General features: G+C 47.9%; 11 protein-coding genes and 2 tRNA genes. 9 read left to right on the top strand and 4 right to left on the bottom strand.

The window, feature by feature from the left end:
- Positions 1-72: transfer RNA gene (locus tag I6E49_RS04610), tRNA-Asp, on the top strand.
- 150 nt (positions 73-222) lie between these two features.
- On the opposite strand, the gene I6E49_RS04605 is transcribed toward I6E49_RS04610, so the two are convergent.
- Entirely contained in the window at positions 223-450 is a 228-nt protein-coding gene (locus I6E49_RS04605; RefSeq protein WP_235400664.1) for a hypothetical protein, read from the bottom strand.
- Between the two features lie 115 nt (positions 451-565).
- On the opposite strand from I6E49_RS04605, the gene I6E49_RS04600 reads away from it, so the two are divergent.
- The 4 genes from I6E49_RS04600 (at position 566) to I6E49_RS04585 (ending at position 2170) form a co-directional block, all read left to right on the top strand.
- Positions 566-1105, top strand: coding sequence for an RNA polymerase sigma factor (locus I6E49_RS04600; protein ID WP_235400665.1), 540 nt, complete (start codon positions 566-568; stop codon positions 1103-1105).
- Positions 1106-1109: 4 nt separating this feature from the next.
- Positions 1110-1466 carry a hypothetical protein gene (locus I6E49_RS04595; RefSeq protein WP_235400666.1) on the top strand — a complete coding sequence of 119 codons (357 nt, stop codon included), beginning with the start codon at positions 1110-1112 and terminating at the stop codon, positions 1464-1466.
- A gap of 39 nt (positions 1467-1505) precedes the next feature.
- Positions 1506-2018 (top strand): hypothetical protein, encoded by a 513-nt coding sequence (locus tag I6E49_RS04590; protein WP_235400667.1) that lies wholly within the window; start codon positions 1506-1508, stop codon positions 2016-2018.
- A gap of 78 nt (positions 2019-2096) precedes the next feature.
- Positions 2097-2170 (top strand) — tRNA-Arg (locus I6E49_RS04585).
- Between the two features lie 556 nt (positions 2171-2726).
- Here the strand turns inward: I6E49_RS04585 and I6E49_RS04580 are convergent.
- The 3 genes from I6E49_RS04580 to I6E49_RS04570 form a co-directional block, all read right to left on the bottom strand.
- Positions 2727-5540 carry a putative LPS assembly protein LptD gene (locus I6E49_RS04580; protein ID WP_235400700.1) on the bottom strand — a complete coding sequence of 938 codons (2814 nt, stop codon included), beginning with the start codon at positions 5538-5540 and terminating at the stop codon, positions 2727-2729.
- A 76-nt stretch (positions 5541-5616) separates the two neighbouring features.
- Positions 5617-6162 carry an HDIG domain-containing metalloprotein gene (locus I6E49_RS04575; protein WP_235400669.1) on the bottom strand — a complete coding sequence of 182 codons (546 nt, stop codon included), beginning with the start codon at positions 6160-6162 and terminating at the stop codon, positions 5617-5619.
- A gap of 9 nt (positions 6163-6171) precedes the next feature.
- Positions 6172-7947, bottom strand: a complete 1776-nt coding sequence (locus tag I6E49_RS04570; RefSeq protein ID WP_235400670.1) for a biotin/lipoyl-binding protein — start codon at positions 7945-7947, stop codon at positions 6172-6174.
- Between the two features lie 883 nt (positions 7948-8830).
- On the opposite strand from I6E49_RS04570, the gene I6E49_RS04565 reads away from it, so the two are divergent.
- From I6E49_RS04565 to I6E49_RS04550, 4 genes are all read left to right on the top strand, one after another.
- Positions 8831-12031: a SusC/RagA family TonB-linked outer membrane protein gene (locus I6E49_RS04565; protein WP_302216425.1), complete on the top strand. Its 3201-nt coding sequence runs from the start codon at positions 8831-8833 to the stop codon at positions 12029-12031.
- A gap of 31 nt (positions 12032-12062) precedes the next feature.
- Complete coding sequence (locus I6E49_RS04560) at positions 12063-13619, top strand: RagB/SusD family nutrient uptake outer membrane protein (RefSeq protein ID WP_235400672.1); 1557 nt, start codon at positions 12063-12065, stop codon at positions 13617-13619.
- Positions 13620-13713: 94 nt separating this feature from the next.
- Positions 13714-16527, top strand: a complete 2814-nt coding sequence (locus tag I6E49_RS04555) for a S9 family peptidase (RefSeq protein WP_235400673.1) — start codon at positions 13714-13716, stop codon at positions 16525-16527.
- Between the two features lie 75 nt (positions 16528-16602).
- Positions 16603-17343, top strand: a complete 741-nt coding sequence (locus I6E49_RS04550; protein ID WP_235400675.1) for a nitroreductase family protein — start codon at positions 16603-16605, stop codon at positions 17341-17343.
- Positions 17344-17348 lie beyond the last annotated feature (5 nt).

Below are 17348 nucleotides of genomic sequence, written 5' to 3'. Positions count from 1 at the left end.
TGCGTTAGTTCAGTTGGTTAGAATACATGCCTGTCACGCATGGGGTCACGAGTTCGAGTCTCGTACGCACCGCTGATTAGATGAGGAGCTTTTAATTAAGCCCCTCATTTTTTGTATATATACATTTGCCAAAGAACTTATTGGCTTATGCCGACGAGAGCCTTATCGGGTGAGCCGAAATAGCCTCCCACATCTTCATTCCTTAACGATACATTTATCTTGTTAGATTACACCAGACATTTTGCGGATTTCTGAAGGAGAATACACTTTTTCGATGATAAAAACCAACAAGAACAACACCTCATCACTCGTATAGCCCACCAATCCGAAGAGGGCGATAATCATCGTCACGATGCCTGCTACGAGGATTCCGTTGCGGAAATTCAGTTGTGAAATCGAAACTATCGCAACATTATCATAATCATATCCAAGATTGAGTCCCAACATCATTTGATATTGACATTAGACACGGCCGTCAAATATTTGGACAAAGAATTTCACACCCTCATTTTTACTTTTCATCATTATCGAGGTCAAATAGATGTAACAGATAGAAGTTGAGGCTATGACGATAAACGACAATGATATAATAAAAACACTGAACGCAAGCCGGGAGACAGGCATCAGGATGCTGCTGAGCAAGTATCAGGAGCCTCTCTACTGGCACATCCGCCGACTTGTGGTGTCGCACGATGATGCCCAGGATGCCACACAAGAGACGTTTGTAAGGATGTTCCTGTCGCTCGAACAGTTTCGTGGCGACAGCTCATTGCGCACTTGGCTATACCGCATTGCTACCAACGAAGCGTTGCGACTCATCGGTAAGCGTCGTCAGGAGACAATTTCGCTCGACTCGGTTACGACAGGTGTTGACATTATAGCTTCTGATAATTATGTTGACTATGCCGACAAGCTTGCGGTGAAGTTGCAAAAGGCGATTCTAACACTTCCACCCAAGCAGCAGCTGGCTTTCAACCTACGCTACTATGACGAACTCGGTTTTGACGAGATAGCCAAGATAGCCGACTCTACTGCTACAAGCATCAAGGCAAGCTATCATATTGCTAAAGATAAAATTATAAAGTATATGAACTCAAATGATTAAGGATATGGACAAGAATTTCGATTTCAATCAAGTGGGCAAACGCATGCCATACTCTACTCCCGACGATTTCTTCGCCAAGATGCAGAGCAACATCCTTGATGCCGTACAGGATATGCCACAGAAGAATACGAAGATTAAGACGAATCGACGTACTGTCCGCAAGTGGCTTTGGCCTGTATCGTTGTCTGCAGCAGCTGCTGTTGTAGCAATGTTTGTCATCAACATACATTTCTTAGCTCCCAATACGCCAACGGCTTCAAGCGATATTCAGGATGTAGAGCAAGCCTTCGCACAACTATCCGAGTGCGACCAGGCTTATATCGTGGATGTGTATCAGGATGATGTGTTCATCAACAATTAAGGCAAATATATATATAACATAAACTAAAAAACACTGATTATGAAAAAGATTTTCAACGTAATGATGCTGGTCATCGCAATGACGATGTTCACCGTCAATTCTTTCGCTCAGGCTCCCAACAATAAGCAGCGCCTCACACGCGAGCAACTCTCAGAAAAGCAGGCTAAGTATATTGCCAATAACCTTGCTCTTGATGACGAGACTACAGCCAAGTTCATTAACACCTATACACAATGCCAGAAGGAGATTTGGGCTCTTGGTCCGCGTTCTTGTCGCAATGGCAATAACAATGGTCGCAATGGCAATAACAATGAGGAGCAAATTGGGCAGAATATCAAGAAGCGCTTCGAAATGAGCGAGAAGATTCTCGACATCCGACAGAAGTATTATAAGGAATACTCGAAGTTTATGACGCAGAAGCAGATTCAGCGTGTATACGAAATCGAGAAGAACATGATGAAGCGATTCGCTCAGCGTAAGGGCAAGAACGGACAACGCCTTATGCGCGGTCAACATGAACAACGCTTAATGAATAAGAACTCTACAAAATAAAAAATAGTAGGTTGGTCGTTGATTTGAAACTAATTTTGTACCTTTGCATTCGCTTACTCACGAGTAAGCATGTGCAAAGGTCCCGTAGCTTAGCTGAATAGAGCGTCAGATTCCGGTTCTGAAGGTCTTGGGTTTGAATCCCAACGGGATCACATAATATTAAGGAGAGTCACTTGTTGGCTCTCCTTTTGTGTTTAATGAGCAGCAAGATCTGGTTGAGAAAAAGTTCTGAAGGTCTTGGGTTTGAATCCCAACGGGATCACATATTAAGGTGTGGCTTTTAAAGAGCTGCACCTTTTTGCTTATAAAGAGCAGAAAGACCTGGTTGAGAAAAAGTTCTGAAGGTCTTGGGTTTGAATCCCAACGGGATCACATAATATTAAGGAGAGTCACTTGATAGCTCTCCTTTTGGGTTTAATAAGGGTTAACTGTAGGAGGCTATGGCGTCCTCGCCATGACCTGAGCAAGCAGCGATGCAAATACTAACTGCTCAGACATGGAGTCAGTGATGTTCGAAATCCAAGTATATTAATAATAAACGCCCAAGTATATTAATAATACATGCCTAAGTATATTAATGATACTTGTCCAAGTATATTAATGATACTTGTCCAAGTATATTTATATTAAAAAAAGTGGACCGGCAATCTGTTGCCAGTCCACTTTTTTAATGATATGTATTCATACCTTGAAGGGTATCATTCTGCTTTAATACCACTGCACAGCGTTGCTGTATCCCGAGCGTTTGTCATATTTGAGAGCGTCGGTCAGAGTAGCAGCGTTGCATCTGAACGAGAAGTTGTAGCTTGTGTACGGAGCGAGCACCACCGAGCACGACATGTTGAAGCAGTGCAGGTCGCGTTGCAGCGACGCTGTAGTCATTGACATCTTGTGCTGGTCGAAGTCGTAGCCAGACGAGAACGAGATGTTCCATCCGTCACTCAATCGTACGTTGCCGCTCACGTTAAGGTTTTGCGAGAACTTGTATGGATAGCGCATTGTCTTGGTATTGAATTTGCCACCGGTGTTCTCTCGCATTGTGATACCATAGCCGAACGTCAGCGACCACGGCATATTGAAGCGCATATATCCATCGGCATCAGTCTCCGCCTTGCCTACGCCACTCTTCTTTGCACCGCGCTGGCCTTCAATCATAGTGTCGTCCACATTCGATTCTATGTCGGTATCGATGCCGTCCTCGTCGTCCTTATTGCTTTTTTTCTTGTCCTCGGTATCGTCGCCACCACCAAACCATTTCTTTATCTTCTCTGGTGTAAGCGTGAATGAGAAGTTCTGCGATGTACCCTGGAATCGTCCGAACTTGCCCATTCCCCACAATGTTCGGTTGCCTACGTATGGTCTGCCGTTATTGTCCAGCTCATAGGCATACGAAGCGAATACTGCAGTCATATTGAACGTGTAGTTCTTCCACCATTTCAGTCGCACGCGCATTGTCAAGTCCGACAGCGGATGATAGTCGGTGGCAAGATTATAGCTCATGGCCAAACCGAGTTCGTCGATGATTGAGAGTTTCTTGATGCCCGTGCTGTCCTTGTCGCTCTTGATTTTCATCTCGACATTGTTCGATAGGTCGAACGATATATTGCCCGTCTTGCCCTTGCCCGGCACTCCGTACAGCTGACCCTGATAGGGCGAATACTCTACGAGTTCAACCGAACCGTCGGCATTGGTCTTCTGATAGGTCTTGTAATAGCCGTACCTTCCCTGTCCGAAGTCGGGCGCATAGCTGAAGCTTACGCTTGGAGTGATGACGTGACGAATGGCCTGTATCTTGTCGCCGAATATCTTGCGGTTCGGAGTGAAGAATCCGTAGAGCTTGGTCGACGCACTGATAGACATGTTATAGTTGTACACGTTGTTGAATCCGTATATCGTGTCGCACGCCTCTTTTTGTGCGGTCTCGTCCCACGAGCGCATAATCTTGTGCGTGTACATGCGGTCCTGGAAGTTGAACGAGGGCGAGATGTTGATATAGTTGAACAGTGTGAAGTTGCCGCTAATAGGAATAGAGTGGTTCCAACCGTTGCGCCAGTCCTTTATGAGGTTCGACTTGAGGAATCGCTCCTCCTTGGTGTTGATGCTGTTCGAAATCTGTCCGGTGTACGACATTGAAATCTTCTCATACCAGCGTTCGTTGCCCACGACGTGCTTGCGCTTGAACGGATAGAAGCGCGAGAGCGAGATGTTGAGGTCGGGCAGCGTCACCGACATTGAAGAGTCGCGCATGTTCTGCGAGAGGTTGGCTGTAGAGCTGAGCGACAGACCTATGCTTGAGAACGTAGTGCTCCACGACACAGACGATGTACGTGTCGACTGCGACAGCGTCTGAGGATTGTACAGCGAGTTGAGGTTGTTGCGTTCGTAGCTCGATGTAGCGAAATTGACGCTCGCCGAGAGCGAACTGTATGGATTTGCTTTTGAATCCTGGCGATGACTCCACTGCACTTTGAACGATTTCTGCTCCGAATAGTCGGGCATGTTCTTGTCGCCGGTCTTGGTATTCTGATAACTCAGGAAGAAGCTGCCCGAATAGCGGTAGCGCTTGTTGTAGTTGCTGGCTGCCGACAGTCCCCATGAGCCTTTGGTGTATATCTCGCCGAGGAGCTTGAGGTCCCACTTGTCGTTGATGGCAAAGTAGTATCCGCCGTCGCGCAGATAGAATCCGCGGTCGTTCTCGTCGCCGTATGTAGGCATGATGAATCCCGACGAATAGCTCTTGGTGAACGGGAAGAAGCCGTAAGGAATAGCCAGTGGCAATGGCACATCAGCCACAACGAGATAAGCCGGACCGAAGGTTACGTCCTTGCCCGGGCGCACCTTGCCTCGCGACAGCGCTATGTAGAAGTCGGGATGTTTCTTGTCGCACGTGGTGTAGCGTCCGTGTTGCAGATAGATGTCGCCGTTGTCGTTGCGCTTGGATATTTCGCTTTGCAGGAAACCGTCTTCCTGCTGGGTGTATACTTTTGAGATAAGGCCCTTCTTGGTCTTGAAGTTGAACGCCATAGTGTCGCTCTCATACTTGTCCTGACCCATGCTGAACACAGGCGTGCCCATAAGCGTCTGTCCCGTTGAGTCGGTAGTGTCGCGTGTTCCGGTGGCGTGTACGAGCGACGAGTCGATGCTCATGTATATCTTCTCGGCAGCGAGATCCATGTTCTCGTATTTCACAGTCGACTGTCCGTAGAGTTTCGCCGTCTTTGTCTTGGCGTCGTACACGAGCGAGTCGGAAGCCGAATAGTTTACGGGCGAGTTGATGCCATTGGCTCGTTGTCGGTTGATTGAGTCGAGACGAATGGAGTCGTCGATAGCGCGGTTGTGGTGATATATTGCAAGTTGCAGTGAGTCCATCTTTGTTGTGTCCACAATCTCGCGTCCCAGCGAGTCGCGCAGTATGGTGGCAATGCTGTCCTTAATGGAGTCGGCAGCCACGGCAGTGGTGTCGGCAGGTGCAGTCTTGCGCACTTTCTTGCGTTGCGAGTAGGGCATATCGGCTGCTGCCATCACGAAAATGACGGCACACAAAAGAAGGGCTATGACGGTCTTGGTTCTCAATTTTGCTGTTTATTATTATGTATGATTACAAATTCGGCTCAAACAAACGTTTCATATCGCGGAAGCGGGCGAGAGTTTCGCCTCCGAATTTGCTTAGACTTTTCTCTGCCTGCTCTATGGTTTTCTCGCGGTCGAGATGTGTCTTCGAGAAGAACTTGTCGGCATAGCAGATGAGTTTCTCCTCGATAGTCTCTGGCTGGAGGTCGTGATGTGGCAGAGGGAGGTTTTGCGACACGATGTCATTGAGCGTCAGTCCGGCTCCGGTGTGTCTCTCGCACACACGTGCATAGCTTTCTGGCAGACCTTCGGCGCGCAGCATTTCGGCTCCGCACACGCCGTGTCGTATATACGGTTCGGTGCCATGGCACTCGATACCGGGTGCGTCGACACGTACTATTCCTATGTCGTGCAACATGGCTGCGTTGCGAACAAAGTCGGTGTCGATGTTTAGTTCGGGGTGCATAGCAGCTATCCGTAGCGCACGTTGCGCTACAGACTGGCTATGAGTAAGGAGGATGTGGCGCAGCGCACCGCATCCTCCATAGTATTTGTCAATAATCTGTTGGTACATATTACGATTTTACTCGTGCTCGCGCTCGATGTAAGCGATGACGTCGCCCTTCGAAACCTTAGAGCCACGCTTGGCGTTTATCTCTACGATCTTGCCGCCCAAGGCTGCCGGAACCTCAACGAATTCGCCCCAAGGAGCCTGGATGTAGCAGAGTACGTCGCCCTCATTGTATTCCTTACCGATGAAAGGCTCGACTGTAGGAGCGCACTCGCCTTCGCCGGAGAATTCCCAGTAGATGTCGCCCTTGACCGGAGCAACGATGGCATCGGCCTTGGCGTGCTTGTAGGCGCTAAGCTGTTCGGGTGAGAGGTTGGCACCGAGCTTGGCATCCTTGAGCTTCTGCAGGTCGGCAAGGAAGTTCTTCTTGGCCTGTCCGCTCTTGAAGTTGCGATACTGTTCGGGGTGCATTGCAAGCTCGAACAGCTCCTCGTCGTCCTGACCATACTCCCATCCGTTCTCGTCCATTTCCTTGCGGAAGTCGTCGAGGGCGTCGGTGAGGAGTGTGTGGGCGTCAACATCGGTGAATTCGCGGCCCTGCTTCTTTGCAAGCTCAACGAGTTCAGGATCGATAGTGCCAGGAATCTTGCCCGACTTGCCGAGAATCATACCCCACATCGACTCGTCCATCATCACGAAGCGGCCCTTGCCCTGCTCGATAGTGAGAAGGTTCATCAGCGCAATGTTCTTGACATACTGCGAGAATGGTGTCACCAGTGGAGGATAGCCTACGCGCGGCCATACATACTCCACCTCGTCGAAGAGCTTGATGAGCAGGTCGTCCATGGAGAGTTCGTCCTCGCCCTTCTTCTTGCGTACGTTGTTGATAGTGGTGCGCATGCCGCCGAGGTCGGCCATCATCGATCCCATCATACCGCCAGGGAGTCCGCAACCGAGCAGAAGCGACGACATAATCTTGTTGCCGGGGTTGATGAAGTAGCCCAACCAGTCGTCGATGAACTCCTGGGTGAGTGCACGGGCCTTCATATATGCCGACATATTGATTTCGGGAACCTCGAAGCCTTCGTTCTTCAACATGCTTATTACAGAGATTACGTCCGGATGAACCTTACCCCATGACAACGGCTCGATGGCAGTATCGATGATGTCGGCACCGTTGTTGCATACCTCAAGGATTGAAGCCATTGACAGACCCGGACCTGAGTGGCCGTGATACTGTATGATGATTTCGGGATACTTGTCCTTTATCATCTTGGTCAGCTTGCCGAGGAATGCGGGCTGGCCGATACCAGCCATATCCTTCAAGCAGATTTCCTCTGCACCGGCAGCGATAACCTGATCGGCTATGTTCATGTAATACTCCAAAGTGTGAACCGGAGAGTTTGTGATACACAGCGCACACTGCGGTGTCATGCCACCTTCCTTAGCCCACTTGATGCTGGGGATGATATTGCGAACGTCGTTCAGTCCGTCGAAGATACGTGTGATGTTGGTACCCTGCTTTGCCTTAACCTTATACATAAGGGCGCGAACGTCGTCGGGCACAGGATACATACGCAAAGCGTTGAGACCACGGTCGAGCATGTGGGTCTTGATGCCTGCCTCGTTGAAGGGCTTGCAGAAGGCGCGCACAGCATCGTTAGGATTCTCGCCGGCGAGAAGGTTTACCTGCTCAAAGGCACCGCCGTTGGTTTCAACACGGGCGAAGCAACCCATCTCGATGATAACGGGAGCGATGCGCTCCAACTGGTCTTTGCGTGGCTGGAACTTGCCAGAAGACTGCCACATATCTCGATAGACGAGACTGAACTGGATTTTCTTTTTCATATCTATTATTTGTATTATTATAGATTTTTCGTTGATTACCTTATTCTATATGCTAAAGCCATGCCCTGACAGGCGCACGATAAACGGCTGTGCTACATAGGCATAATCTTTCAAATGTGCAAAATTAGGGAAAAAAATCCAAATCATAGGTATTACGGGGCAATTTTTAGTAATGTTAAGGGTTAAATGTTAGCAGCGTGATAATTGAGAGGTGGGGAGAGACTGAGGGAATGGGATAAGTAATAGTTCAGTTATCTTTATATATATGGAAGGAAGTCAAAATTCATATCTCAAAAAAAGGAGTCCTTTTGCACTTCAAAAGGGGTCCTTTTAGGAGGCCAAAGGAGTCCTTTTGGGAGGCAAAAGGGCTACATTTGCAATGCAAAAGGACTCCTTTTTTTGCAGGACTTTGTAAATGTCTGATTTTCAAGGGTGTTTTATTGGAAATCAGCTCATCTCGGCTCACTTACTTAGTATTTAACAAACCGAAACTGTTCGAACGATATTAGTAAACATCATTTGTTAAAATATTTCTTTAAATTAGGTTTGCTTATGTGTGGAAAAATAGGTGTTATTGTTGCATTGTGTTATGATTTCTTCATAAAACTTTAATTATTGATATTCTTATTGTTCGATTTGTAAGGTGTATTTATACAAAATACGTATTTTTTGCATTTTGTTAAACATTTGCTTGTTTCGTATTTACATTATCACTATATTTGCGAAATAAAATCGAAATATTTGTAAATCAATCCTAAATACTTACATATACTAACTGAATCCTCATTATTAATACTAATTTATAGAGAGAGAGCTTATGGAAAAAAGATTAGCATTTTTAATTCTTTGCTTCGCCAGCTTATTGTTTGGGGGGGGTAAAGCGATGGCTCAATCCGTTATTACGGGTACAGTACTTTCAATTGAAGACGAGACTCCTGTCGTAGGTGCGTCTGTTAAAGTTCAAGGCACCAATGATGGGGCTGTTACCGACATGTATGGTCGGTTCAGTCTTAAGAATGTTAAGTCAGGTACAAAACTTGTAATTTCATACATCGGTATGAAGTCAAGAACTGTTATGGCTCGCCAGAACATGCGTGTAATACTTGAAAATGACTCTAAGGCTCTTGATGAAGTGTTGGTGCAGGTGGCATATGGTGCTGCCAAGAAGTCGACACTTACCGGTGCCGTTTCGCAGGTAGACAGCAAGCAGATTGAGGTTCGACCAGTGTCGAGCGTTACTTCTGCTCTTGAGGGTTCTACTTCGGGTGTGCAGATTAACAGTACATACGGTCAGCCAGGTTCAGAGGCTACAATCCGTATTCGTGGATTTGGTACCGTCAACGGTTCTTCAAGTCCTCTCTATGTGCTCGACGGTGTACCTTTCGGTGGTAACATTTCCGACCTTAACTCAAGTGATATTGAGAGTATCACAGTGTTGAAGGACGCTGCTTCGTGCGCCCTCTACGGCAACCGTGCTTCTAACGGTGTTATTCTTATCACCTCTAAGCGTGGTAAGGGCGACCGTATGAGCTTCAACCTGAAGATTAATCAGGGTACATACTCACGTGGTATCAAGGAGTATGACTTGCTCAATGCCAACGAATTTATGGAGACCAACTGGCTGAATATGCGCAATGCACGTATTACTGCTGGCGACGATATGGCTACAGCTAATGCTTATGCCACTAACAACCTTATCAAGGAAAGACTTTATCTCAACATCTACAACAAGGCTAACGACCAATTGTTCGATGCCAATGGTAAGCTTGTTTCTGATGCACGCATACTTGACGGCTATGCCGAAGATCTTGATTGGTATGACGAGGCTGTGCGCAGTGGCTATCGTCAGGAGTACAGCTTCAGTGGAAGCCATGCCTCTTCTAAGAGCGACTATTACTTCTCTGTAGGCTATCTTGACGAGAAGGGTTATGTAACCAATTCTGACTTCAACCGTCTTACAGGTCGTGCTGCTTTGAATTTCCGTCCGAGAAATTGGTTCAATACAGGCTTTACAATTTCGGGTAGCCACCAGAAGACAAATTCTACAAGTGGTGATGATGCAAATTCTTTCACCAACGTATTTATGTATTGCCGCAATATTTCGCCTATCTATCCTGTACACTTGCACAATGCTGACGGTACTTATCGTCTGGACGCATCGGGCAACCGTCAGTTTGACCCCGGACAGTACACAGCTGAGGACGGCTCTGTAATACAGACACGTAACCAGTATGCCGACCGCCATGTGATTTGGGAGAACCTCTTGAACAAGAGCCGTACATTCCGCAACACTCTTCAGAGTTCAGCATACATGGACTTCAAGTTCCTCAACGACTTCACATTTACTGTTAAGGGCGAGGTGAACGTGCGCAATCAGGAGTATCGCTCATACGACAATGCCATTATCGGTAACGGTAAGGGTAACAATGGTCGTTCGTCACGAAGCATTTATCGCTACAAGAACTGGACTTTCCAGCAGCAGCTCAACTGGAACCACAAGTTTGGCGACCACAACGTAAGCGTATTGCTCGGTCATGAGAACTACAGCTACTTCTATGACTATACATATATTTATAAGACCAATCAGACATTTGAGGGTAAGGACAACCTGAGCAATTTCAACAACCTGACATCGGGCGACGGCTACAGCGACCGTTATCGCACAGAGAGCTATCTGGGTCGTGTACGCTATGACTATAAGGAGAAGTACAATCTTGAGGCTTCGTTCCGTCGCGACGGTTCGTCACGCTTCCATAAGGACAGCCGCTGGGGTAACTTCGGCAGTATCGGTGCCAACTGGGTTATTTCTAAGGAGGAATTCATGAAGCCAATAGAATGGGTCGACAACTTGAAGATACGTGCCGACTACGGTTTGGTAGGTAATGACGCAGGTGCTGGCTACTACTCTTATTTGGCACTCTATGCAGCCGATCAGAACCACAACAGCGGTGCATATTATCTTACACAGCTTGCTAATTCCGAACTTAAGTGGGAGACTGGACAGTCGTTTGGTTTTGGTATTGATGCACGTCTTTTCAACCGTTGGAACATCAGTGTTGAATACTTCGACAAGCGCAACAAGGACCTTCTCTTCGATGTATATCTGCCTCTATCAGCAGGTGCTACATCTTCAAGTTCGGCAGAATCGACTATCACCAAGAACTTGGGCGTGATTTCTAACCGAGGAATCGAGATCAATACCGATGTAGATATTTACAAGAGTCGTGATTGGACTGTTAACTTCGCAACCAATGCTTCGTTCATCAAGAATAAGATTATAGAGTTGCCAGAGCAGAACAAGGATGGTATCATCTCTGGAGCACAGAAGATTGTTGAGGGCAAGAGCCGTTACGAGTTCTTTACTTACACATACGTAGGTGTCGACCAGATGACAGGTAACTCTCTGTACAAGGCAAACCTTGAGGACTACTGCGTTAAGGCAGCCGACGGAACAGTAATCGGCAACCCCAAAGGCAGTGACATCACCTCGAAGACCGTTCATATCGGCGATAAGTACTATGTGAACAACACTACATATGCCATTAAGGAATTCCAAGGCTCAGCCATTCCTAAGGTATACGGCAGTTTCACACCGTCTGTAAGATTCCGCGACCTTACCCTGTCGGCTATGTTCACTTATTCATTGGGTGGCAAGATATATGATGGTGTATATGCAGGACTTATGGCTACAGGTACTTCAGCCTATAACAACCACAAGGATATCCTTAACTCTTGGAATGGTGTTCCTGAAGGCATGACTGAAGATTCGCCCAACCGTATATGGTATGGTGGCATTCCGCAGGTCAACAGTACTACAAGCTCTGACAACAACGGAACATCTTCAAGATGGATTACCAGTGCCAACTATATTGTATTGAAGAACATCAATATGAGCTACTCATTGCCAAAGGCATGGGTTAAAGCTCTTACCCTTGAGTCGGTACGCTTCAACTTCGCTTGCGAGAATGCTTTCACCAGCACCAAGCGTAGAGGTCTCAATCCGCAGCAGGGATTCAGCGGTTTCCAGTACAACTATCTTGTGACACCACGCGTGTTCACAGTAGGTCTGGATGTTAAGTTCTAATTTTTTTCACTGACATTAAAATCTTGCAACAATGAAAAAAGCATTATATATATTATCGGCTTGTGCATTGATGTTCACAGCTTCATGTAGTAGCGATTATCTTGAACTACAGCCGAACTCATCAGCCAGTACGGGTACTATCTTCGAAACTACCGACAATGTAAAGTTGGCTGTCAATGGTCTGTCAAAGCTTATGACCAAACAGTATCTGGGCCAGCAGGGATGTAATGGTGAGGGTACAATACGTACATGGTATGGCAACTATCCTGGCAACGACTACCAGAAGAGCAATCTTACAGGATGGTCGTCTATCATCAATAGCCTGTTTCTGGAGCGTTCAACTTCTTTGTACGACTATTATCCTTGGTTCTATTATTACAAGGTGATTGGCAATGCCAATTCTGTAATCTGTCGTACTGACGATGCTGCTGGCACTGACGCAGAGAAAGCATTCTTGAAGGCTCAGGCACTTACTTTCCGTGCCTATTGTTATTCGCAGTTGCTGCAGCTGTACTCTAAGCGATGGATGGACAGCAACAATGGCAGTTCGCGTGGTGTAATATTGCGTATTGACGAGTCGAAGGATGAGATGCCTGCATCTACTCAGGCTCAGTGCTATGAGCAGATATATAAGGATCTTGACGAAGCGATAAAGTACTTCAACGAATGCGGAATAAAACGCGGTAAGGACGAGAAGCATCTGCCTGATGTTAATGCAGCCTATGCTGTGTATGCTTATGCAGCCCTCCATCGTGAGGATTGGCCTACTGCAGCCAAGTATGCCAAGATGGCGCGCGAGGGTCATCCGCTCTTATCTGGTAAAGATTATCCTGAAAGCGGATTCAGTGCTGACAACGACGAGTGGATATGGAATGTGTATAGCAATGAGGAGGAGACTCTTTATTTCTACCAGTTCTTTGCTTTTGAGTCGTCTAACTCAAGTGCCAATATTTGCCGTAACTATCCGGTAGCAATCAGCAAGGAATTGTACGATCAGATTCCAGAAACTGATGTTCGTCGCGGTATGTTCCTCGCTCCTAAGGATGGTGAAAGCTACGATCCTGCTACTGGATTGGCAGGTACAGCTATGGCTAAACGTGCAAGAAAGGATTTTGCAGGCAAGTTGTATGGTACAACTAAGGTATTTGCCTATATGTCGTTCAAGCATCTTGTACAGGCACAGCCTGGTGTAGGCGAGTTTGCTCTTTTCCGCGCTTCCGAAATGTATCTTATTGAGGCTGAGGCTTACTGCCATATGCCTGGTAAGGAAAGCGAAGCACAGGGATTGTTGTGTAACCTCAACCACGATTCGGGTCGTGATCCAAATTATGTTTGTACAAAGACTGGTCAGGACTTGCTCGACGAGGTACGTCTCTATTACCGTATAGAGATGTTCGGCGAGGGTCGCGACTGGTTCAACTACAAGCGTTGGGGATTGCCTATCGTGCGCCACGATGCGTCTCATGGTGGTAGCTTCCATAAACAGTTTGCTGTTACCATCAATCCTCAGGACAGCAATGGTTGGACATGGGTGATTCCTAACAAGGAGATTGACTATAATACAGCTATCTCAAGCCCGTTGGAGTAATGGGCAATTGGTGAATTTATAATTTAATTAGAACCCGTGGGGGCGTGTCGTGGTGGCACTCCCCCTTTTCTCGTAAATAATAACTAATGATAACATGAAAAGAAAATTGTTGACTCTTGGCCTGTGTCTGGCTACTTGCTTAATGGCATATGCCCAAAAAAAGCCGTTGGACCATACGGTGTACGACGGATGGAAAAGTATTGCCAACACACAGATGACTTCCGACGGACGATACCTTCTGTACGAAGTGAATCCGCAGGAGGGCAACGGTCAGCTGGTGGTGCGACGACTGAGCGATGGAAGCGAGCTCCTGTTGCCACGTGGCTATAAGGCCAACATCGCTACAAACAACCGCACTGCGTGCGTACTGATAAAGGCTCCATATGCCGAGATACGCAATGCCAGAAAACGCAAGGTGAAGAAGGACAAGATGCCGAAGGATTCGCTCGCCATAATCAATTTCGACGAGTGGACCATCAGCAAGTACGAGCGCATCAAGTCGTACAAGACGGGCATTGACAACAATGATGTGGTGGCTTACATCCATTCGCGCAAGCCCAATAAGAACAAGAAGAAGGCTGCGCGCGAACGCCTCGACGGTGATGTGCTTGTTGTGGTGAATACACTCACTGGCAAGCAGACCGAGGTGAAGAATGTGTCGGAATATGCTATCAATGCCGACGCAAGCAGCATGACGGTACTGGTGAATCCCGACAAGAAGAACAAGAAACTCAAGTCGTCGGCAACTGTCTACGACTTGCCTACAATGACCATGTCGGTGCTCTCGCAGGGAAAGAAGTACTACGGCGGTGCTCGATACAGCGTTGACGGCAGTAAGATAGTGTTCCTTGCTTCTACCGACACCATTACGACTGGCAACAAGCATTGCTCGCTCTTTTATGTGAGCAACGGGCTGTCGAGCGAGATTATACCGCAAGGCTACAGTCGTAATCTGCCAAGCGGATGGGGACTCAACGAGAACAGTGCTCCCGAGTTCTCGCAAGACGGACGTCGTGTGTTTATAGGTGTGGCACCATATATCGCGCCAAATGATTCGAGTATCATTGATGTTGAGACTGCGCAGGTGGACATTTGGAACTATAAGGACTATCAGATACAGCCGCAGCAGAAGGTGAATGTAGCCAATGCCAAGCGCAAGACTTATCTTAGCGTAATCAATCTGTCGGATCCCAATCAAATTGTTCCGCTCACAACAGCCATGTGGGACAGAGTGACTGTGATGAATCAAGGCAATTCGGAGTGGGCATTGTCGCAAGACAAGACCAAATACTACATACAGTCGCAGTGGGACGACGATGAGTTCAAGGACATCTCGTTGGTGAATGTCAACACTGGCAAGCGCATCAGTATTGCTGAGAAGGTTAATGCAATGGCTATGTCGTCGCCCGATGGCAAGTATGTCCTTTGGTACAACTTGAGCGATTCGGCTTATTACTGCTATAATGTGACAAGTGGAAAGACGGTGAATCTGACTCGTCAGACAGGCGTAAACTTCTACGACGAGACCGACGACCATCCTAACTTCCCGCCACCGTATGATACCGACCCCTTATGGACCAATGCCGACCAGAGCGTGCTTATCAGCGACCGCTACGATGTGTGGAAATTCAATCCTGATGGCAATGGATTCCAGAACCTTACCAATGGCAATGGACGCAAGTCGAACATCCAGCTTCGCCATCGTGTATACGACCGCCATGCTCCACGACTCTCAAAGTTGTGGACCGATAAGAATGTTGTCGACGAGAATGCACTGCTCTACATGACAGCCTTCGACGAGACTACGAAGAAGAACGGATTTGCCACGGTGCGTGTCAACGACAACAACTCATACCGTCTGAATGTGCTTGACACCTTCAGTTACGTAAACGTGTATAAGGCAGGGGCTGCCGATGTGGTGGCTTATCAGAAAGGCAACTTCAGCAATGCCTATAACATGCACGTGAGCGATGCCGCTTTTGCATATGAGAAGTGTGTGAGCGATATCAATCCGCAGATGAAGCAATACTTATGGGGTCATGCCCAGCTGGTACACTGGAAGGCTTACGACGGAACTCCGCTCGACGGACTGCTCTATGTGCCCGAAGGCATTGAGCCGGGAACCAAGTTACCAATGATGATTTACTTCTACGAGAAACGTTCGGAGACGCTTTACAATCATATCGACCCGCGTCCGAGTCGCTCAACGGTCAACCTTGCCTTCTATTGCAGTCGCGGGTACGTAGTGTTCGTTCCGGACATAGTATATAAGGTGGGTCATCCGGGCGAGAGTGCATACAACTGTATCGTGTCGGGTGCCAAGGCTATGTGCAGCCAGTTCAACTTCATCGACAGCACACGAATGGCTATTCAGGGACAAAGCTGGGGAGGCTATCAGACTGCCTATCTCGTTACACGCACCAATATGTTTTGCGCAGCCGGAGCTGGAGCGCCCGTGAGCAATATGACATCAGCCTATGGCGGTATACGTTGGGGTTCGGGTGTGTGTCGACAGATGCAGTACGAGCACGGACAGAGCCGCATTGGAGCAACCCTTTGGGACAAGGGCGGACTCGACCTGTATCTTGAAAACTCACCGCTGTTCGGTGCCAACCGTGTGGAGACACCGTTGCTCATCATGCACAACGACAACGACGGTGCCGTGCCATGGTATCAGGGCATTGAGTACTTCATGGCGTTGCGTCGATTGGGCAAGCCTGTGTGGATGTTGCAGTACAACCGCGAGGAGCACAATCTTGTGGAGCGTCGCAACTGCAAGGACTTGAGCATACGTTTGCAGCAGTTCTTCGACTACTATATGAAGGGTGCGCCCGAGCCAGCATGGATGAAGTATGGAGTGCCGGCTACACGCAAGGGACAGTATCTTGGCACCGAACTCACCGAATAAAACGGCAAGTTGACGTTTGAAATAAGTTTTTTTGTGTACCTTTGCCTATACATATACACATAAAACAGAAGACATATGAAGACAATAAACACACGTCTCAGCATACGCCGTTATGCCGACCGACCCGTAGACGACCAACTGTTGCGCCGATTGCTGGCTGAGGCTGAGCGCACGCAGACCATGGGCAACCTGCAGTTCTACAGTGTTGTGGTGACTCGCAGCGACGAGATGAAGCGCCGTCTGGCTCCTGCTCATTTCAATCAGCCTATGGTCACCGAGGCACCTGTAGTGTTGACGTTCTGCGCCGACACTCGCCGCACCACCGTATGGTGTGAAAACCGCGATGCACAGCCGGGTTATGACAATATGCTTTCGTATCAGAATGCAGCCACCGATGCTCTGCTCTTCTGCCAGACATTCTGCAATCTGGTTGAGGAGGAGGGATTGGGATGCTGCTTCCTTGGCACTACGGTCTACATGCCGCAGATGATTATCGACACATTGCAGCTGCCCGAGCTCGTGGTGCCGGTTGCAACGATTACGTTGGGATGGCCCGACGAGCAACCCGAACTGACCGACCGCCTTCCGCTTGACGCTATCATGCACAGCGAGACCTATCACGACTATACGCCCGAGAGCATCAACCGGTTCTATGCCGAGAAGGAAGCGCTTGAGGAGAGCAAAGAGTTCTGTCGCATCAACAACAAGCAGACGCTCGCCCAGGTGTTTACCGATTGTCGCTACACCAAGAAGGACAATGAGGCTATGTCGGCAGGACTGATGGACGTGTTGCGCCGTCAGGGATTTCTGAAGTAATGATA

Source organism: Leyella stercorea (assembly GCF_021531655.1).
The sequence above is the reverse complement of the archived record's forward strand: the minus strand, read 5'-3'. Positions and strand labels throughout refer to the sequence as shown.

Excerpts from the sequence above, each read along its gene's own strand:
- I6E49_RS04605 (WP_235400664.1), bottom strand. The coding sequence starts at position 450 with ATGATGTTGGGACTCAATCTTGGATATGATTATGATAATGTTGCGATA.
- I6E49_RS04600 (WP_235400665.1), top strand. The coding sequence starts at position 566 with ATGACGATAAACGACAATGATATAATAAAAACACTGAACGCAAGCCGG.
- I6E49_RS04595 (WP_235400666.1), top strand. The coding sequence starts at position 1,110 with ATGGACAAGAATTTCGATTTCAATCAAGTGGGCAAACGCATGCCATAC.
- I6E49_RS04590 (WP_235400667.1), top strand. The coding sequence starts at position 1,506 with ATGAAAAAGATTTTCAACGTAATGATGCTGGTCATCGCAATGACGATG.
- I6E49_RS04580 (WP_235400700.1), bottom strand. The coding sequence starts at position 5,540 with ATGGCAGCAGCCGATATGCCCTACTCGCAACGCAAGAAAGTGCGCAAG.
- I6E49_RS04575 (WP_235400669.1), bottom strand. The coding sequence starts at position 6,162 with ATGTACCAACAGATTATTGACAAATACTATGGAGGATGCGGTGCGCTG.
- I6E49_RS04570 (WP_235400670.1), bottom strand. The coding sequence starts at position 7,947 with ATGAAAAAGAAAATCCAGTTCAGTCTCGTCTATCGAGATATGTGGCAG.
- I6E49_RS04565 (WP_302216425.1), top strand. The coding sequence starts at position 8,831 with ATGGCTCAATCCGTTATTACGGGTACAGTACTTTCAATTGAAGACGAG.
- I6E49_RS04560 (WP_235400672.1), top strand. The coding sequence starts at position 12,063 with ATGAAAAAAGCATTATATATATTATCGGCTTGTGCATTGATGTTCACA.
- I6E49_RS04555 (WP_235400673.1), top strand. The coding sequence starts at position 13,714 with ATGAAAAGAAAATTGTTGACTCTTGGCCTGTGTCTGGCTACTTGCTTA.
- I6E49_RS04550 (WP_235400675.1), top strand. The coding sequence starts at position 16,603 with ATGAAGACAATAAACACACGTCTCAGCATACGCCGTTATGCCGACCGA.